Genomic DNA, 14,842 nt, shown 5'->3' with positions numbered 1-14,842 from the left:
GAGCCGGCACCGCGGGATGTGACATCAGCCGCGGACCCCGACCGCCCAGCGGAGCGCGTTGCGCAGCAGGTAGCCGCCCGCGCCGTCGGCGTACGGCGCCGCCGCGGCCACCACCACCGGCCCCCGCTCGAGGAGCCCGGCGGCGTCCTCGCCGAGCAGGACGCCGCGCACCAACGTCTCGTCGTCGGACGCGTGCCACGGCGCGTCGACCATTCCCGCCGCCAGCACCCCGAACCCGGCAGCAGCCAGCGCCTCCTCGAGTCCGCCGGGCCGGCGCAGGGGGCCGCCGTCGGCCGGCCGCTCGCCGTCGTCGGCCGCGAGGGCGGCCTCGATCGCGTCGACGTCGTTGCGCTCGGCCTCGGCCCACCCGCTCACCGCCACCCGCCCGCCGGGCGCGAGCACCCGGGCCACCTCGGCCAGCGCGGACCCGGTGTCGCCGGCGAGCTGGAGGGCGTTGACCATGGTGACGACGTCGAACGACGCGTCGGCGAACGGCAGCCGCTCCAGCCCGGCCCGCACGACGACGGGGTGCCGTCGTCGGGCCAGCGCGACCATCCCGGCCGCGGGGTCGGCACCGGTGACCTCGGCGCCGGTGGCGGCCAGCACCGGCAGCAGCTCGCCGGAGCCGGTGCCGGCGTCGAGCACCCGGGTGCCGGGCCCGACCTCCGCCTCGCGCACCAGCACCTCGCGCACGGGATCCGCGAAGCCACCCCACAGGTCGGCCCAGCCGTCGGCCACCTGCGACCAGACGTCGGCGTCGGCTCCGTCGACCATGCCGGTCAACCTAGTGGAGCCTCAGCGCAGCGTCGGCTCGGTCTTCTCGCGCACCTCGTCCTCGGTGACGCCGGGGGCGAGCTCGACCAGCCGCAGCCCGCCACCCTCGGAGGCCGGCACCACGTCGATCACGCACAGGTCGGTGATGATCCGCTGCACGACGCCGCGACCGGTGTAGGGCAGCGAGCACTCCTCCACGATCTTGTGGGTGCCGTCCTTGGCGACGTGCTCCATCAGCACGATCACCCGCTTGGCGCCGTGGACCAGGTCCATCGCGCCGCCCATGCCCTTGACCATCTTCCCGGGGATCATCCAGTTCGCGATGTCGCCGGCCCGGGAGACCTGCATCGCGCCCAGGATGGCGGCGTCGATCTTGCCGCCGCGGATCATGCCGAAGGAGGTCGCGGAGTCGAAGAACGACGCACCGCGCCGCAGCGTCACGGTCTCCTTGCCGGCGTTGATCAGGTCGGGGTCCTCCTCACCCGCCCACGGGTAGGCGCCGACGCCGAGGATGCCGTTCTCGGACTGCAGCACCAGCTCCACGTCGTCGGCGACGTAGTTGGGCACCAGGGTCGGCAGGCCGATGCCGAGGTTGACGTAGGAGCCGTCGGTGAGCTCGCTGGCGGCCCGCGCCGCCATCTCCTCGCGGGTCCAGCCCATCAGTGGCCCTCCTCCGTCGGGGCGGGGCGCGGTGCGTCGGTCACGTCCGCTCCCTCACCGTGCGCTTCTCGATCCGCTTGTCCGCGGCCTGCTCCGGGGTGAGTGCCACCACCCGCTGCACGTACACGCCGGGTGTGTGCACGTGGTTGGGGTCGATCTCGCCGGGCTCGACCAGCTCCTCGACCTCGGCGATCGTCAGCCGGCCGCACATGGCGGCGAGCGGGTTGAAGTTGCGCGCGGAGTCGCGGTAGACGAGGTTGCCGTGGCGGTCGCCCCGCCAGGCCCGCACCAGCCCGAAGTCCGCCACGATCGCGTGCTCCAGCACGTACTCGCGCGCGCCGTCGCCCTCGCCGAAGGTCCGCGTCTCCTTGGGTGGCGAGGCCACGACGACGTTGCCCTCGCTGTCGTAGCGCCACGGCAGCCCGCCCTCGGCCACCTGGGTGCCGCCGCCGGTCGCGGTGAAGAACGCCGGGATGCCGGAGCCGCCGGCACGCATCCGCTCGGCGAGCGTCCCCTGCGGGGTGAGCTCCACCTCGAGCTCGCCGGCGAGGTACTGGCGCGCGAACTCCTTGTTCTCGCCGACGTACGACGACACCATCCGCCGCAGCCGGCCGGCGGCCAGCAGCCGGCCCAGTCCCCAGTCGTCGACCCCGGCGTTGTTGGAGACCGCCTCGAGGTCGCGGGTGCCCTGCGCCAGCAGCGCCTCGATCAGCACCGACGGGATGCCGCACAGGCCGAAGCCGCCGACCGCCAGCGTCGCGCCGTCGGCGACGTCGGCGACCGCCGCCGCGGCCGACTCCACCACCTTGTCCATGCGGCGATCCAATCCGGACCGCGCCCGCGGCGTCAACGCCCGCCCACCCAGCTGACGCGGATCAGTCGCACAGTGGACCGCCGTAGTCGGTAACGTCCGCACAGTGGACACTCCCTCCGACGTCGTGGGCCGGGTCGGCAGCGTGCTCCGGGCGCTGGCAGCCGCCGAGCCCGACGGAGCCACCACGAGCGGGCTGGCCCGCGGCACCGGCCTCGCCCGACCCACCGTGCACCGCCTGCTGAGCTCGCTGCTGGTCGAGGGGATGGTCGACCGCGACGGCGCGACCGGGCGCTGGCTGCTCGGGCCCGAGCTCTACCTGCTGGGCGCGGCCGCGCAGCGGCGCTACGACGTCACGGCGCTCGCCCAGCCGCACGTGCGCCGGCTCTCGCTGACCACCGGGGAGAGCGCGTTCCTCTCCGCGCGCCGCGGCGACGAGACGGTCTGCCTGGTGCGCGAGGACGGCAGCTTCCCGATCCGCTCCCACGTGCTCCACGAGGGCATCCGGTTCCCCCTCGGGGTGGCCTCGGCGGGGCTGGTGGTGCTCGCCCACCTGACCGACGCCGAGGTCGAGGCGTTCCTCGACCGGCACGACCTCACCGCGGCGTACGGCGCCGCGCACGCCCCCGACGCGCTGCGGGCCCGGGTGCGCGCCACCCGCGAGACCGGCTGGGCCGTGAACCCGGGCCTGCTCGTCGAGGGCAGCTGGGGGATGGGGGCGGCGGTCTTCGACGGCGACGGCCGGCCGGCGTGGGCGCTGAGCCTGACCGGCATCGAGCAGCGCTTCGGCCCCGCGCGGCAGCCCGAGCTGGGCGCGCTGCTGCTGCACGAGGCCCACGAGCTGACCCGGGCCCTGGCCCGCCGGTGAGCCCGCCGGTGAGCCCGCCGGTGAGCCCGCCGGTGAGCCCGCCGGTGAGCCCGGCGGTGAGCCCGGCGTCGAAGGTCACACCCGGGCGGCCGCGGCCACGGCCTAGGCTCGGTGCGTGACGACGTCGGACTGGCCGCACGTGCGCCTGCACGTCGTGACGGGCAAGGGCGGCACCGGCAAGTCGACGGTGGCGGCCGCGCTCGCGCTCGCGCTGGCCTCCCACGGCAAGCACGTGCTGCTGTGCGAGGTCGAGGGCCGCCAGGGGATCGCGCGGATGTTCGACGTCGACCCGTTGCCCTACGAGGAGCGTCGGATCGCCACCGGGCTGGCCACCGACGACCGGGCGCCGGGCACCGTGCACGCGCTGCACATCGACCCCGAGGCCGCGCTGCTGGAGTACCTCTCCATGTACTACAAGCTCGGTCGTGCGGGCCGGGCCCTCGACCGCTTCGGCGTGATCGAGTTCGCGACCACGATCGCTCCCGGCGTCCGCGACGTGCTGCTCACCGGCAAGGTGTTCGAGGCGGTGCGGCGCAACAGCCGCAACAAGGGCGCGATCGACTACGACGCCGTGGTGCTCGACGCCCCGCCCACCGGCCGGATCAACCAGTTCCTCAACGTCAGCGACGAGCTGGCCGGGCTCGCGAAGGTGGGCCCGGTCAAGAACCAGGCCGACACGATGATGACGCTGTTCCGCTCGCGCGAGACCGCGGTGCACCTGGTCACCGTGCTCGAGGAGATGCCGGTGCAGGAGACCGCCGACGGGATCGCCGACCTGCGGGCCGCCGGGCTCCCGGTCGGCGGCGTCGTGGTCAACCTGGTGCGCCCGCGCGACCTCACCGAGACCGACCTCGCCGCCGCCCGCGCCGGCACCCTCGACCGCGCCGCCGTCGAGGCCGACCTGCGCCGCGGCGGCGTCGACCCCGACGCCGCCCTCGTCGACGGACTCCTGCTCGAGGCCCGCGACCACGCCGAGCGGCGCGCGCTCGAGGACGCCCAGCGGGCGCTGGTGGAGCGGATGGACGTGCCGTCGTACGAGCTCGACCGGCTGGCCCAGGGCGTCGACCTGGGCGGGCTCTACGAGCTCGCGGCGTCGCTGCGGGGGCAGGGGCTGGCATGACCAAGTCGCGCACCCGGGTCGGACCGCTGGCGGCCGCCGCCGGCACCGCACCCGCCCTCGACGTCGACGCGCTGCTCGACGACCCCCACACCCGGATCGTCGTCTGCTGCGGCTCCGGCGGGGTCGGCAAGACCACCACCTCGGCGGCGCTCGCCCTGCGTGCCGCCGAGCGGGGCCGGCGGGTCGTCGTGCTCACGATCGACCCGGCCCGGCGGCTGGCGCAGTCGATGGGCATCGAGGCGCTCGACAACACCCCGCGGCCGGTGCTGGGGATCGACGACGCCGCGGGCGGCAGCCTCGACGCGATGATGCTCGACATGAAGCGCACCTTCGACGAGGTGGTGCTCAGCCAGGCCACGCCCGAGAAGGCGCAGCAGATCCTGGCGAACCCGTTCTACGTCGCGCTGTCGTCGTCGTTCGCGGGCACCCAGGAGTACATGGCGATGGAGAAGCTCGGCCAGATCCACCGCGACGCCGACTACGACCTGATCGTGGTCGACACCCCGCCGTCGCGCTCGGCGCTGGACTTCCTCGACGCCCCCGAGCGGCTCTCGAGCTTCCTCGACGGCCGGTTCATCCGGCTGATGCTCGCCCCCGCCCGCGGCCCGGCCCGGCTGATGAGCGCCGGCCTGGGGCTGATCACCGGTGCGCTCACCAAGATCCTCGGCGCCCAGGTGCTGCGCGACCTGCAGACGTTCGTGGCCGCACTCGACACGGTCTTCGGCGGGTTCCGCCAGCGGGCCCAGCAGACCTACGCGCTGCTCCAGGCCCGCGGCACGGCGTTCCTCGTCGTCGCCGCCCCCGAGCCGGACGCCCTCCGGGAGGCGGAGTACTTCGTGGAGCGGCTGAGCGAGGACCGGATGCCGCTGGCCGGGCTGGTCGTCAACCGCGCCACCCGGCCCCCGCACGGTGACCTCGGGGCCGACGAGGCGATGGCGGTGGCGACCCGGCTGCGCGACGATCCGTCGGCCGCTCCCACTGCGGGGCTGCTGCGCCTGCACGCCGACCGGGCCCGGATGGTGGAGCGCGAACGGCGGCTGCGGCAGCGGTTCACGGCCGCCCACCCCGGAGTGGCCACCGCCGTCGTCCCGGCGCTCGCCGGCGACGTGCACGACCTCACCGGTCTGCGCCGGGTCGGGCAGCTGCTCTCCGACGGGGCGCTGCCGGGCTGAGGTCGGGCGCACGAACCGCGCAAAGGCGCCGTCCGGGCGGCGGGACGGCGGGTCCGGGGCGCACCAACCGCGCAAAGACGCCGTCGGTGCGGCCGCCGAAACCCTCCGAAATGTGCCTGGCGGCCGGCCGAAGGCCACCGAGGTGGCGTCAGCCGGCCGCGAGATCGTGGGCAGCGCGAGGCGCTGCGCGCGGCACCCGGGCCGTGGCCCGGCGGGGTGGGGTCAGGCGTCCGCGGTCTCGGTCGCCCGGGTGCGGGCCTGCTCGAGGACCATCCGCCAGTGGGCGTTCGGGTTGCGGCGGAGCAGCGCGCGGCGCTCCCGCTCGGTCATCCCGCCCCAGACGCCCCACTCGATCTGGTTGTCGAGGGCCTCGGCGAGGCACTCGGTGCGCACGGGGCAGCCGCTGCAGACCTGCTTGGCCTTGTTCTGCTCGGCACCACGCACGAACAGCTGGTCCGGCTGAGACTCACGGCACGCGGCGATCGGCGCCCAGTCTTCGATCCACATGTCAGTCCCCACGTTCTCCGAGATATGCCTGCGCCCCATGACGCCTACCCGGGTTCCCCCGACACGAGAGAGCGTATGAAAACCGATGTCACAGCAGACAGCCTCGTTCGACCGGACCTGCATAGTCACAAATGACTAGTTCCACGCGGTCGCCGATGGCTGGGGGCTCCCGGGCTCCCGTACCCTTGCGGTCATGCCCACGACCCGCGAGCCCAAGCGTCGCGTGCTCTCCAGCCTCCTGGTCATGGCCGCCGTGGCCGCCGTGCTCGGGGTCGTGACCGCCGGGCTCGCCATCCCGTTCGCCGGCGTCCTCGGCGTCGGCGCGCGCAACGTGGCCGACAGCATCGACGCGCTCCCCGCCGAGCTCGAGACCGAGTCGCTGCCCCAGACGACGACCATCCTCGACGCCCGCGGCGACAAGATCGCCTCGATCTACGACGAGAACCGGGTGGTCGTGCCGCTGCGGCAGATCAGCCGGATGATGGTGAAGTCGATCGTCGCGATCGAGGACTACCGCTTCTACCAGCACGGCGCGCTCGACCTGAAGGGCACGCTGCGCGCGCTGATCACCAACCAGGCCAACAGCGGCGTTGTGCAGGGCGGCTCCTCGATCACCCAGCAGCTCGTGAAGCTGACGCTCATCAACGCAGCCGACACCGACGAGGAGCGGCAGGCCGCGACCGAGGAGTCCTACGCGCGCAAGATCCGCGAGCTGCGCTACGCCATCGCGCTGGAGCAGAACCACAGCAAGGACTGGATCCTCGAGCGCTACCTCAACACCTCCTACTTCGGCGACGGCGTCTACGGCATCCAGGCCGCCGCCCGCCACTACTTCAACGTCAACGCCAAGAACCTCAACGCCCAGCAGTCGTCGATGCTCGCCGGACTGGTGAAGAACCCCACCGGCTACGACCCCACGAACTACCCCGACAAGACCATCGAGCGACGCAACGTCGTGCTCGACCGGATGGCCCAGCTCGGCGTGATCACCGAGGCCAAGGCCGACCAGCTCAAGGAGCGCGACCTCGGCCTGCGGATCCAGCCGAAGCAGAACGGCTGCCTCGACACCCGCGCGCCGTTCTTCTGCGACTACGCCGTCCGCTACCTGCTCCAGGACCCCGCGCTCGGCAAGACCGTCGAGGAGCGCCGGGCGCTGATCCAGCGCGGCGGGCTGACGATCAAGACCAGCCTCGACCTGCGCGCGCAGGAGGCGGCCGACAACGCCGTCCGCAACCACGTCTACCCCACCGACAACGCCATCGGCGGCCTCGCGGTCGTCGAGGCCGGCACCGGCCTGGTCAAGGGCATCGCCCAGTCCCGGCCGATGGGACGCAACAAGCGCGAGGGCCAGACGTTCCTCAACTACGCCGTCCCGCAGGAGCTCGGCGACGCGGCCGGGTTCCAGGCCGGGTCGACGTTCAAGGTGTTCACGCTGGCCGCCGCGATCGAGTCGGGCATCCCGCTCTCGCAGGCCTACAACTCGCCGCCGTCGATGGACTTCAACGCCTCCGACTTCGCGACCTGCCCCGGCTCGCCGCCGTTCGGCGGGACGTTCAACATCGACAACTCCACCAGCAGCGGGATGATGAACCTCTACTCCGGCACCCGGCTGTCGGTGAACACCTTCTACCTCCAGCTGGAGCGCGAGACCGGCGTCTGCGCCCCGTTCCGGCTGGCCAAGAAGATGGGGATCCGGCTCACGAACCCCCGCGGTGACCGCAACGGCAACGGTGCGGAGCTGGTGCCGAACTTCACCCTCGGCGTCGCCGGCGTCAGCCCGCTGGAGATGGCCGAGGCGTACGCGACGTTCGCGGCCCGCGGCCTCCACTGCGACTCCCGCCCGGTCACGCAGATCCTCGACGCCCGCGGCAACGTGGTGAAGTCCTACGACAAGAAGTGCCAGCAGGTCATGGAGCAGGAGACCGCCGACGCGGTGAGCGACGTGCTCCGCGGCGTGATCGAGGGCGGCTTCGCCTCGGCGCAGGCGCTCGACCAGCCCGCGGCCGGCAAGACCGGCACCACGCAGGGCCAGTCGTCGGTGTGGTTCGCCGGCTACACGCCGCAGATCGCCGCGGCCGCGATGATCGCCGCGGTCAACCCCGACGGCACCCCGGGCTACCTGCCCGGCAACACCATCGGCGGCAACTACATCTACTCCGCGTCCGGCTCCGGCTTCGCCGCCCCGATCTGGGGTGACGCGATGAAGGTGATCGACGACCAGCTCGACTACGAGAACTTCGTCTACCCCTCGGGGGTGTCCGGTGCCGGCGTCACCTCGGTGCCCCAGCCCAAGCCCCCGCGGCCGGGCGGGCGTCCCGGTGGTCGTCCCGGTAACGGCGGCGGCGGTGGGAACGGCGGCGGCAACGGCGGGGGCAACGGCGGCGGCAACGGCGGGGGCGGCGGCGGTCGCTGAGGCACCCGCCCGGAGCTCCCCCGGCGTTGCGGCCGGACCTCTCGGCCGGAACTCCGACTTCTCGGCCAGAACTTCGGCCGACAAGTGGGGGTTTCCCCGGTGAACCGGGGAAACCACCCGCCCGGGTCAGCCGAGCTGGCGGCGTACCTCCGCGGCGACCGCGGCGCCGTCGGCGCGACCCTTGACCTGGGGCTGCACGGCGCCCATCACCTTGCCCATCGCCCGCATCCCCTCGCCGGCGGCACCGGTCTGCTCGACGGCGGCGGTGACGATCGCGGCGATGTCGTCGGCCGAGAGCTGCTCGGGGAGGTAGTCGGCCAGGACGGCGGCCTCGGCGCGCTCCTTCTCCGCCATCTCCGGCCGGCCACCGTCGTCGAAGGCGGTGGCGGCCTCACGGCGCTTCTTGGCCTCGCTGGACAGCACGCCGACGACGTCGTCGTCGCTGAGCTCGCGCTGTTCCTTGCCGGCGACCTCGGCGTTGGTGATCGCGGTGAGCACCATCCGCAGCGTGGAGGAGCGCACCTCGTCGCGCGCCTTGATCGCGGCGGTGAGGTCGGAGCGGAGCCGGTCCTTGAGGGCACTCATGCCGGCCATTGTGGCAGGGTTGGGTGGTGCCGCTCTCCCGCCTCCTGACCCGGGTCGCCCGGGCGGGTGCGGTGGTGGGGGCCGGGGTCGTCGCCTACGCCCACGTCGAGGCGCGGCAGTACACGTTGCGCCGGGTCGAGGTGCCGCTGCTGCCCGCCGGGGCCCGGCCGCTGCGGGTGCTCCACGTCAGCGACATCCACATGACGCCGGGGCAGCGCAAGAAGCAGGAGTGGCTCGCCCACCTCGCCGGGCTCGAGCCCGACCTCGTCATCAACACCGGCGACAACCTGTCCCACCGCGAGGCCGTCCCGGTCGTCACGGACGCGCTCGGGTCGCTGCTCGACGTGCCCGGCGTCTTCGTGCTCGGCTCCAACGACTACTTCGAGCCGTCGCTGCGCAACCCGGTGCGCTACCTGCTGCCCGACGACGGGCAGCGCCACACCCGCACCCCCCAGCTGCCGTGGCCCGAGCTCAAGCACCGGTTCACCTCGCGCGGCTGGCTCGACCTGACCAACACCACCGCCTCGCTCGAGGTGGGCGGCCTCGCCCTGGCCTTCGCCGGCGTCGACGACCCCCACCTGCGCTACGACCGGCTCGACCAGGTCGCCGGGCCGGCCGACCCGGAGGCCGACGTCCGGCTCGGGGTCAGCCACGCGCCGTACCTCCGGGTGCTCGACCAGTTCGCCGCCGACGGGTACGACGCCGTCATCGCCGGGCACACGCACGGCGGCCAGGTGTGCGTGCCGGGATGGGGTGCGCTGACCACCAACTGCGACCTCGAGCCGGCGCGCGCGAAGGGTCTGCACCGGCACCCGGCGACCTCCCGTGACGGCGACCCCGGCTCGGCCTGGCTGCACGTCTCGGCCGGGCTCGGGACGTCGCCGACCACCCGGTTCCGGATCGCCTGCCGGCCCGAGGCGACGCTGCTGGCCCTGGTCCCGCGGGGCTGACCCGGACCGTCGTCCTCCCCGCCTCCAGCCCGCCGTCCGCCCCGGGGGCTCGATTGGGGAGCGGCCCGGGTGCTCCGGTATGCTCCACTGCTTGTGGGCCGACCTCCTCGGGGCAGGCCCACGATCGGGCTGTGGCGCAGCTTGGTAGCGCGCTTCGTTCGGGACGAAGAGGCCGCAGGTTCAAATCCTGTCAGCCCGACCACCACGACGGCCGGACCCCACGGGGTCCGGCCGTCGTCGTTCTCGTGCCGCCCTCGCTCCCAGCCCGCGCCCGGCGTGACAGACTGACCGGCATGGCTGAGAACGGCAACGACGGCCCGTCGATCGCGCCGCCGTCCTTCGGGTTCGGGCGCAAGAAGCGGAAGAAGGAGCAGGGCGCCGACCCCGCTCCGGCACCGGCCCCCGAGCAGCAGGGCGCACCGCCGGTCGCGCCGCCGAGCACCCCTGCCGCCACCCCGCCCACCGCTCCCGCTCCGACGCCCGCCCCGACGGCCGCGCCTGCTCCCGTCCCGCCCCCCGCCCCGGTCCCACCGACTGCGCCACCGCGGCAGCCCGCGGCGTCGATGAGCGACACCGCGGAGCGACCGGCCGTCCGCGACGTCCCGCCGCCGGCGGCGACCCGACCGGCTCCCAGTGGGCCGACGGACGACCCCACGACGATCCTCGACGCCGACGCGGCGCCGGCGGCTCGCGCCGCGGGTGCGCCGCTGTTCGCCGACGAGGCACCCACCCGGACCACCCCCGCCGCCACCCGCCGCCGCGCCGTGACCCCCGAGCCGACGTCCGCCACCCGGGTCTCGCCCGACCCCCGGGACGACGGCGCGGACGAGGGCGTGGACGACGAGCCCCGCGACCCGTGGCTGACCGGACGACTCGCCGCCCTGGTCACCGGTGCGGTCGTCGGCCTGGTGATCGTCGCCCTCACCGCCGGAGCCCTCCGCGGCTGCGAGGCGGTCAAGGGCACCTCGACCTGCGGCGGCACCGGCTTCCCGCTGCTGGTCGCGATCCTGATCGGCGGCATCCTGCTGGGTGCCGCGATGCTGCGGGCGGCCCAGGTGCCCGACGCGGGAAGCACCAGCTTCCTGGCTGTGGGCCTGCTCGCGGTGCTGGCCCTGCTGTTCCTGGTGGAGCAGCTCGACCGGTGGTGGATGGTGATCGTCATCCCGCTGATCGCGGTCGCGACCTACGCCCTGTCGCACTGGGTGACGACCACGTTCATCGAAGGCGCCGACGACGACTGACCGCCGGCGCGGCGGTTCGTGGGGTCGGCGGGCGAATCGACCAGAACCACGCAATCGCGGAGTTACGGCACCTTGAGCACCCGCGCGACCGACCACAACCCCTCGATCGAGGAGTTCCGGTCGATTCACCCGCCCCCGGTAGCCCCCGACGGGCCCCAGGCAGCCTCAGCCGGCGGCGGAGGCGGCGACGACCAGCTCGGCGATCTGCACGGTGTTGAGGGCGGCGCCCTTGCGCAGGTTGTCACCCGAGATGAACAGCGCGAGGCCGCGGTCGCCGTCGACGCCGGGGTCCTGGCGGATCCGGCCGACGTACGACGGGTCCTTGCCCGCGGCTTGAAGCGGGGTCGGGACGTCGGTGAGCTCGACCCCGGGCGCGTCGGCGAGGATCTCGCGGGCCCGGGCGGGGGTGATCGGGCGCTCGAACTCCGCGTTCACCGCCAGCGAGTGACCGGTGAAGACCGGGACCCGCACGCAGATGCCGGAGACCTTGAGGTCGGGCAGGTCGAGGATCTTGCGCGACTCGTTGCGCAGCTTCTGCTCCTCGTCGGTCTCGTCGAGCCCGTCGTCGACGATCGAGCCGGCCATCGGCAGCACGTTGTAGGCGATCGGCCGGACGTACTTGACCGGCTCCGGGAAGGCGACGGCCTCGCCGTCGTAGGCCAGCTCGGTCGCCTTGTCGCCGGCGGCGGCGACCTGGCCGGCCAGCTCCTCGACGCCGGCGACCCCGGAGCCGGAGACGGCCTGGTAGGTCGAGGCGATCAGCCGCACCAGCCCGGCCTCGTCGTGCAGCGCCTTGAGCACCGGCATCGCGGCCATCGTCGTGCAGTTGGGGTTGGCGATGATGCCGCGCCCCGCCTCGATCACGCCCGCGGCCGCACCGGGGTTGACCTCGGAGACGACGAGCGGGATGTCGGGGTCCTTGCGGAACGCCGAGGAGTTGTCGACGACGATCACGCCGGCGTCGACGAACTTCTGGGCCAGGGCCCGCGAGGTGGTCGCGCCCGCGGAGAACAGCGCGATGTCGAGGCCGGAGGGGTCGGCGGTCGCGGCGTCCTCGACGGTGACCTCGCCACCGGCGAACGGCAGCACCGTCCCCGCCGAGCGGGCCGAGGCGAAGAAGCGCACCTGACCCACCGGGAAGCCACGCTCCTCGAGGATCTGCCGCATGGCGACGCCGACCTGACCGGTGGCGCCGACGACGCCGAGGTTGACGGCGGTGGGGTTCATCGGCCGGTACCTCCGTAGACGACGGCCTCCACCTCGGAGGAGTCGAGGTCGAACGCCGTGTGCGCCGCGGCGACCGCGGCGTCGACGTCGCCCTCGTCGACCACGACCGAGATCCGGATCTCGGAGGTGGAGATCATCTCGATGTTGACCCCGGCCTCGGCGATCGCCGAGAAGAACCGCGCGGTGACGCCCGGGTGGGAGCGCATGCCGGCCCCGATCAGGGAGACCTTGCCGACCTGGTCGTCGTAGAGCAGCTTCTCGAAGCCGACCTCGTCCTGGAGCACGGTCAGCGCCTTCATCGCGGTCGGGCCGTCGGTGCGCGGCAGCGTGAAGGAGATGTCGGTGAGGTTGGTGGCCGCGGCCGACACGTTCTGGACGATCATGTCGAGGTTGATCTGCGCGGCGGCGAGGGCGTCGAAGACCCGGGCGGCGACGCCCACCTTGTCGGGCACGCCGACCACGGTGATCTTGGCCTCGCTCCGGTCGTGGGCGACGCCGGCGATGATCGCTGCTTCCATGGTGGCCTCCTGGTGGGCCTCGTCGTTGATGCTGCCCTCCACGGTGGTGCCCTCGAGCTTGCTGAACGAGGAGCGCACGTGGATGGGGATGTCGTAGCGGCGGGCGTACTCGACGCACCGCAGGTGGAGGACCTTCGCCCCGCACGCCGCCATCTCGAGCATCTCCTCGTAGGTGACGCGGTCGAGCTTGCGGGCGGTCGGCACGATCCGGGGGTCGGCGGTGAAGACGCCGTCGACGTCGGTGTAGATCTCGCAGACGTCGGCGCGCAGCGCGGCGGCCAATGCGACGGCGGTGGTGTCGGTGCCGCCGCGGCCGAGGGTGGTGATCTCCTTGGTGTCCTGGCTGACGCCCTGGAAGCCGGCGACGATGACGATGTGCCCCTCGTCGATGGCCGCGGAGATCCGTCCCGGGGTGACGTCGATGATCTTCGCCTTGCCGTGCACCGAGTCGGTGATCACGCCCGCCTGGGAGCCGGTGAACGAGCGCGCTGTGAATCCGAGGTCGGAGATCGCCATCGCGACCAGGGCCATCGAGATCCGCTCGCCCGCGGTCAGCAGCATGTCGAGCTCGCGCGGCGGGGGCAGCGGGCTGACCTGCTCGGCGAGGTCGAGCAGGTCGTCGGTGGTGTCGCCCATCGCGGAGACCGCGACGACGACGTCGTGCCCGGCGCGCTTGGTGTCGACGATCCGCTGGGCGACGCGCTTGATGGCCGCAGCGTCAGCGACCGACGAACCGCCGTACTTCTGCACGACAATGCCCACGGGAATCGACCTCTGGTTGGTTGATCGGCCCGGAACCCCCGGACCGACCATCGATTCTACCGGGGCGTGGACTCCCCGGATCCGAGCATCTCACCGGCGGCGGCGACGTCCTCGGCCTCGCCCGTGAACTCGGTGTCGAGCCGGTCGTGGGACACGATCGAGAGAAGCGCGTTGAGGGCGACGCCGGCCAGGTTGCCCCACGAGGACACGTAGGAGAACTGCCACCACCACAGCGCCTCTTCGACGTCGCCGGAGCGGTAGTGGCGCAGGCCGGTCTCGAGGTCGGAGGCGATGGAGGTGAGGTCGTCGGAGAGGTTGCTCTCGACCAGCTCGGGCACGTAGGGGTCGAAGACGAAGCTGTAGGTGTCGAGGTTGTCGAGCATCGTGGCCAGCCGCAGCCGGAGCTGGTCGAGGTCGCTCTCGGGGCCGACGTCGGGCTGGTACTCCTCGCGGGGCTCGAAGTCGACGTGGGCGCCCAGCCGGGCCCCGGCGAGTGAGATCTGGCTGATCTCGAGCAGGAGCAGGGAGATCGCCCGGCCCGGGTCGCCCTCGGCGGCGATCTCACGGAGCGCGAGCAGGAAGCTCGCGACCGAGTCGGCGATCTGCTGGGCGAAGTCCTCGTTGTCGCTGTCGTTCACTGCGCGCTCAACCTTCCTGCGAATGCGCGTCCCAGGGTGACCTCGTCGGCGTACTCCAGGTCGCCGCCCACCGGCAGGCCGCTGGCCAGTCGGCTGACCTTGACCGGCAGGTCGTGGAGCATCCGGGTGATGTACGTCGCCGTCGCCTCGCCCTCGAGGTTGGGGTCGGTGGCGAGGATGACCTCGGTGATGCCGGGGTCGGAGAGCCGCATCATCAGCTCGCGGATCCGCAGCTGGTCGGGACCGATGCCCTCGATCGGCGAGATCGCGCCGCCGAGCACGTGGTAGCGGCCGCGGAACTCCTTGGTGCGCTCGATCGCGACGACGTCCTTGTACTCCTCGACGACGCACAGCTGGGTCGCGTCGCGCCGCGGGTCGCGGCAGATCCGGCACTGCTCGTCCTCGGAGATGTTGAAGCAGATCGAGCAGAACCGGGCCTTGGCCTTGACCTCGACCAGCACGTCGGCGAGCCGGCGTACGTCGGTGGGCTCGGCCTGGAGCAGGTGGAAGGCGATCCGCTGGGCGCTCTTGGGACCGACGCCCGGCAGCCGGCCGAGCTCGTCGATGAGGTCCTGGACCACGCCTTCGTACATGGG

General features: G+C 73.0%; 15 protein-coding genes and 1 tRNA gene. 7 read left to right on the top strand and 9 right to left on the bottom strand.

All coding sequences use genetic code 11. The features are described from left to right. Positions 1 to 24 precede the first annotated feature (24 nt). Genes JT721_RS05485 through JT721_RS05475 form a run of 3 tightly spaced genes read right to left on the bottom strand, consistent with a single transcriptional unit; the run spans position 25 to position 2,248 of the window. Positions 25 to 774, bottom strand: coding sequence for a class I SAM-dependent methyltransferase (locus JT721_RS05485; RefSeq protein WP_205471942.1), 750 nt, complete (start codon positions 772 to 774; stop codon positions 25 to 27). Positions 775 to 795: 21 nt separating this feature from the next. Then, a complete protein-coding gene (locus JT721_RS05480) occupies positions 796 to 1,434 on the bottom strand; it encodes a CoA transferase subunit B (RefSeq protein ID WP_205471941.1) in 639 nt (212 codons plus the stop codon). A gap of 40 nt (positions 1,435 to 1,474) precedes the next feature. Next, on the bottom strand, positions 1,475 to 2,248 hold the full coding sequence (locus JT721_RS05475) for a CoA transferase subunit A (protein ID WP_205471940.1): 774 nt from the start codon (positions 2,246 to 2,248) through the stop codon (positions 1,475 to 1,477). 103 nt (positions 2,249 to 2,351) lie between these two features. Here JT721_RS05475 and JT721_RS05470 point away from each other — a divergent pair, with 103 nt between their 5' ends. From JT721_RS05470 to JT721_RS05460, 3 genes are all read left to right on the top strand, one after another. After that, positions 2,352 to 3,113: an IclR family transcriptional regulator gene (locus JT721_RS05470; protein ID WP_205471939.1), complete on the top strand. Its 762-nt coding sequence runs from the start codon at positions 2,352 to 2,354 to the stop codon at positions 3,111 to 3,113. A 115-nt stretch (positions 3,114 to 3,228) separates the two neighbouring features. Next, positions 3,229 to 4,233 (top strand): ArsA-related P-loop ATPase, encoded by a 1,005-nt coding sequence (locus JT721_RS05465; protein ID WP_205471938.1) that lies wholly within the window; start codon positions 3,229 to 3,231, stop codon positions 4,231 to 4,233. Then, complete coding sequence (locus JT721_RS05460) at positions 4,230 to 5,405, top strand: ArsA family ATPase (protein ID WP_205471937.1); 1,176 nt, start codon at positions 4,230 to 4,232, stop codon at positions 5,403 to 5,405. The genes JT721_RS05465 and JT721_RS05460 overlap by 4 nt, the downstream gene beginning before the upstream one ends. A gap of 222 nt (positions 5,406 to 5,627) precedes the next feature. Here the strand turns inward: JT721_RS05460 and JT721_RS05455 are convergent, their stop codons facing one another. Further along, on the bottom strand, positions 5,628 to 5,912 hold the full coding sequence (locus JT721_RS05455) for a WhiB family transcriptional regulator (RefSeq protein ID WP_205471936.1): 285 nt from the start codon (positions 5,910 to 5,912) through the stop codon (positions 5,628 to 5,630). Between the two features lie 193 nt (positions 5,913 to 6,105). Here JT721_RS05455 and JT721_RS05450 point away from each other — a divergent pair, with 193 nt between their 5' ends. Beyond that, positions 6,106 to 8,325, top strand: a complete 2,220-nt coding sequence (locus JT721_RS05450) for a transglycosylase domain-containing protein (RefSeq protein ID WP_205471935.1) — start codon at positions 6,106 to 6,108, stop codon at positions 8,323 to 8,325. Between the two features lie 126 nt (positions 8,326 to 8,451). Here JT721_RS05450 and JT721_RS05445 read toward each other — a convergent pair whose 3' ends face one another. Then, entirely contained in the window at positions 8,452 to 8,910 is a 459-nt protein-coding gene (locus JT721_RS05445) for a GatB/YqeY domain-containing protein (RefSeq protein WP_205471934.1), read from the bottom strand. Between the two features lie 26 nt (positions 8,911 to 8,936). Between JT721_RS05445 and JT721_RS05440 the strand changes: the two genes are divergently transcribed. The 3 genes from JT721_RS05440 (at position 8,937) to JT721_RS05430 (ending at position 11,101) form a co-directional block, all read left to right on the top strand. Then, positions 8,937 to 9,860 (top strand): metallophosphoesterase, encoded by a 924-nt coding sequence (locus JT721_RS05440; RefSeq protein WP_205471933.1) that lies wholly within the window; start codon positions 8,937 to 8,939, stop codon positions 9,858 to 9,860. A gap of 125 nt (positions 9,861 to 9,985) precedes the next feature. Next, positions 9,986 to 10,062, top strand: a tRNA-Pro gene (locus JT721_RS05435). A 91-nt stretch (positions 10,063 to 10,153) separates the two neighbouring features. Then, positions 10,154 to 11,101: a hypothetical protein gene (locus JT721_RS05430; protein WP_205471932.1), complete on the top strand. Its 948-nt coding sequence runs from the start codon at positions 10,154 to 10,156 to the stop codon at positions 11,099 to 11,101. A gap of 165 nt (positions 11,102 to 11,266) precedes the next feature. On the opposite strand, the gene JT721_RS05425 is transcribed toward JT721_RS05430, so the two are convergent. Genes JT721_RS05425 through recR form a run of 4 tightly spaced genes read right to left on the bottom strand, consistent with a single transcriptional unit; the run spans position 11,267 to position 14,839 of the window. Further along, positions 11,267 to 12,328 carry an aspartate-semialdehyde dehydrogenase gene (locus JT721_RS05425; RefSeq protein ID WP_205471931.1) on the bottom strand — a complete coding sequence of 354 codons (1,062 nt, stop codon included), beginning with the start codon at positions 12,326 to 12,328 and terminating at the stop codon, positions 11,267 to 11,269. Then, positions 12,325 to 13,659, bottom strand: coding sequence for an aspartate kinase (locus JT721_RS05420; RefSeq protein ID WP_240340205.1), 1,335 nt, complete (start codon positions 13,657 to 13,659; stop codon positions 12,325 to 12,327). The genes JT721_RS05425 and JT721_RS05420 overlap by 4 nt, the downstream gene beginning before the upstream one ends. A 5-nt stretch (positions 13,660 to 13,664) precedes the next feature. Beyond that, positions 13,665 to 14,246, bottom strand: coding sequence for a DUF5063 domain-containing protein (locus JT721_RS05415; RefSeq protein WP_205471929.1), 582 nt, complete (start codon positions 14,244 to 14,246; stop codon positions 13,665 to 13,667). Further along, entirely contained in the window at positions 14,243 to 14,839 is a 597-nt protein-coding gene (gene recR, locus JT721_RS05410) for a recombination mediator RecR (RefSeq protein ID WP_205471928.1), read from the bottom strand. Before recR ends, JT721_RS05415 begins: the two co-directional genes overlap by 4 nt. Between the last annotated feature and the right edge of the window lie 3 nt (positions 14,840 to 14,842).

Origin of the sequence: Nocardioides sp. SYSU D00038 (assembly GCF_016924665.1) — a bacterium.
Taxonomy (GTDB): domain Bacteria; phylum Actinomycetota; class Actinomycetes; order Propionibacteriales; family Nocardioidaceae; genus Nocardioides.
Note: the sequence above shows the minus strand (reverse complement) of the source record. Positions and strands in the feature narration are given on the sequence as shown.

Coding starts and splice junctions, on each gene's coding strand:
- JT721_RS05485 (WP_205471942.1), bottom strand. CDS start 774: ATGGTCGACGGAGCCGACGCCGACGTCTGGTCGCAGGTGGCCGACGGC.
- JT721_RS05480 (WP_205471941.1), bottom strand. CDS start 1,434: ATGGGCTGGACCCGCGAGGAGATGGCGGCGCGGGCCGCCAGCGAGCTC.
- JT721_RS05475 (WP_205471940.1), bottom strand. CDS start 2,248: ATGGACAAGGTGGTGGAGTCGGCCGCGGCGGCGGTCGCCGACGTCGCC.
- JT721_RS05460 (WP_205471937.1), top strand. CDS start 4,230: ATGACCAAGTCGCGCACCCGGGTCGGACCGCTGGCGGCCGCCGCCGGC.
- JT721_RS05455 (WP_205471936.1), bottom strand. CDS start 5,912: ATGTGGATCGAAGACTGGGCGCCGATCGCCGCGTGCCGTGAGTCTCAG.
- JT721_RS05450 (WP_205471935.1), top strand. CDS start 6,106: ATGCCCACGACCCGCGAGCCCAAGCGTCGCGTGCTCTCCAGCCTCCTG.
- JT721_RS05445 (WP_205471934.1), bottom strand. CDS start 8,910: ATGAGTGCCCTCAAGGACCGGCTCCGCTCCGACCTCACCGCCGCGATC.
- JT721_RS05430 (WP_205471932.1), top strand. CDS start 10,154: ATGGCTGAGAACGGCAACGACGGCCCGTCGATCGCGCCGCCGTCCTTC.
- JT721_RS05425 (WP_205471931.1), bottom strand. CDS start 12,328: ATGAACCCCACCGCCGTCAACCTCGGCGTCGTCGGCGCCACCGGTCAG.
- JT721_RS05420 (WP_240340205.1), bottom strand. CDS start 13,659: ATGGTCGGTCCGGGGGTTCCGGGCCGATCAACCAACCAGAGGTCGATT.
- recR (WP_205471928.1), bottom strand. CDS start 14,839: ATGTACGAAGGCGTGGTCCAGGACCTCATCGACGAGCTCGGCCGGCTG.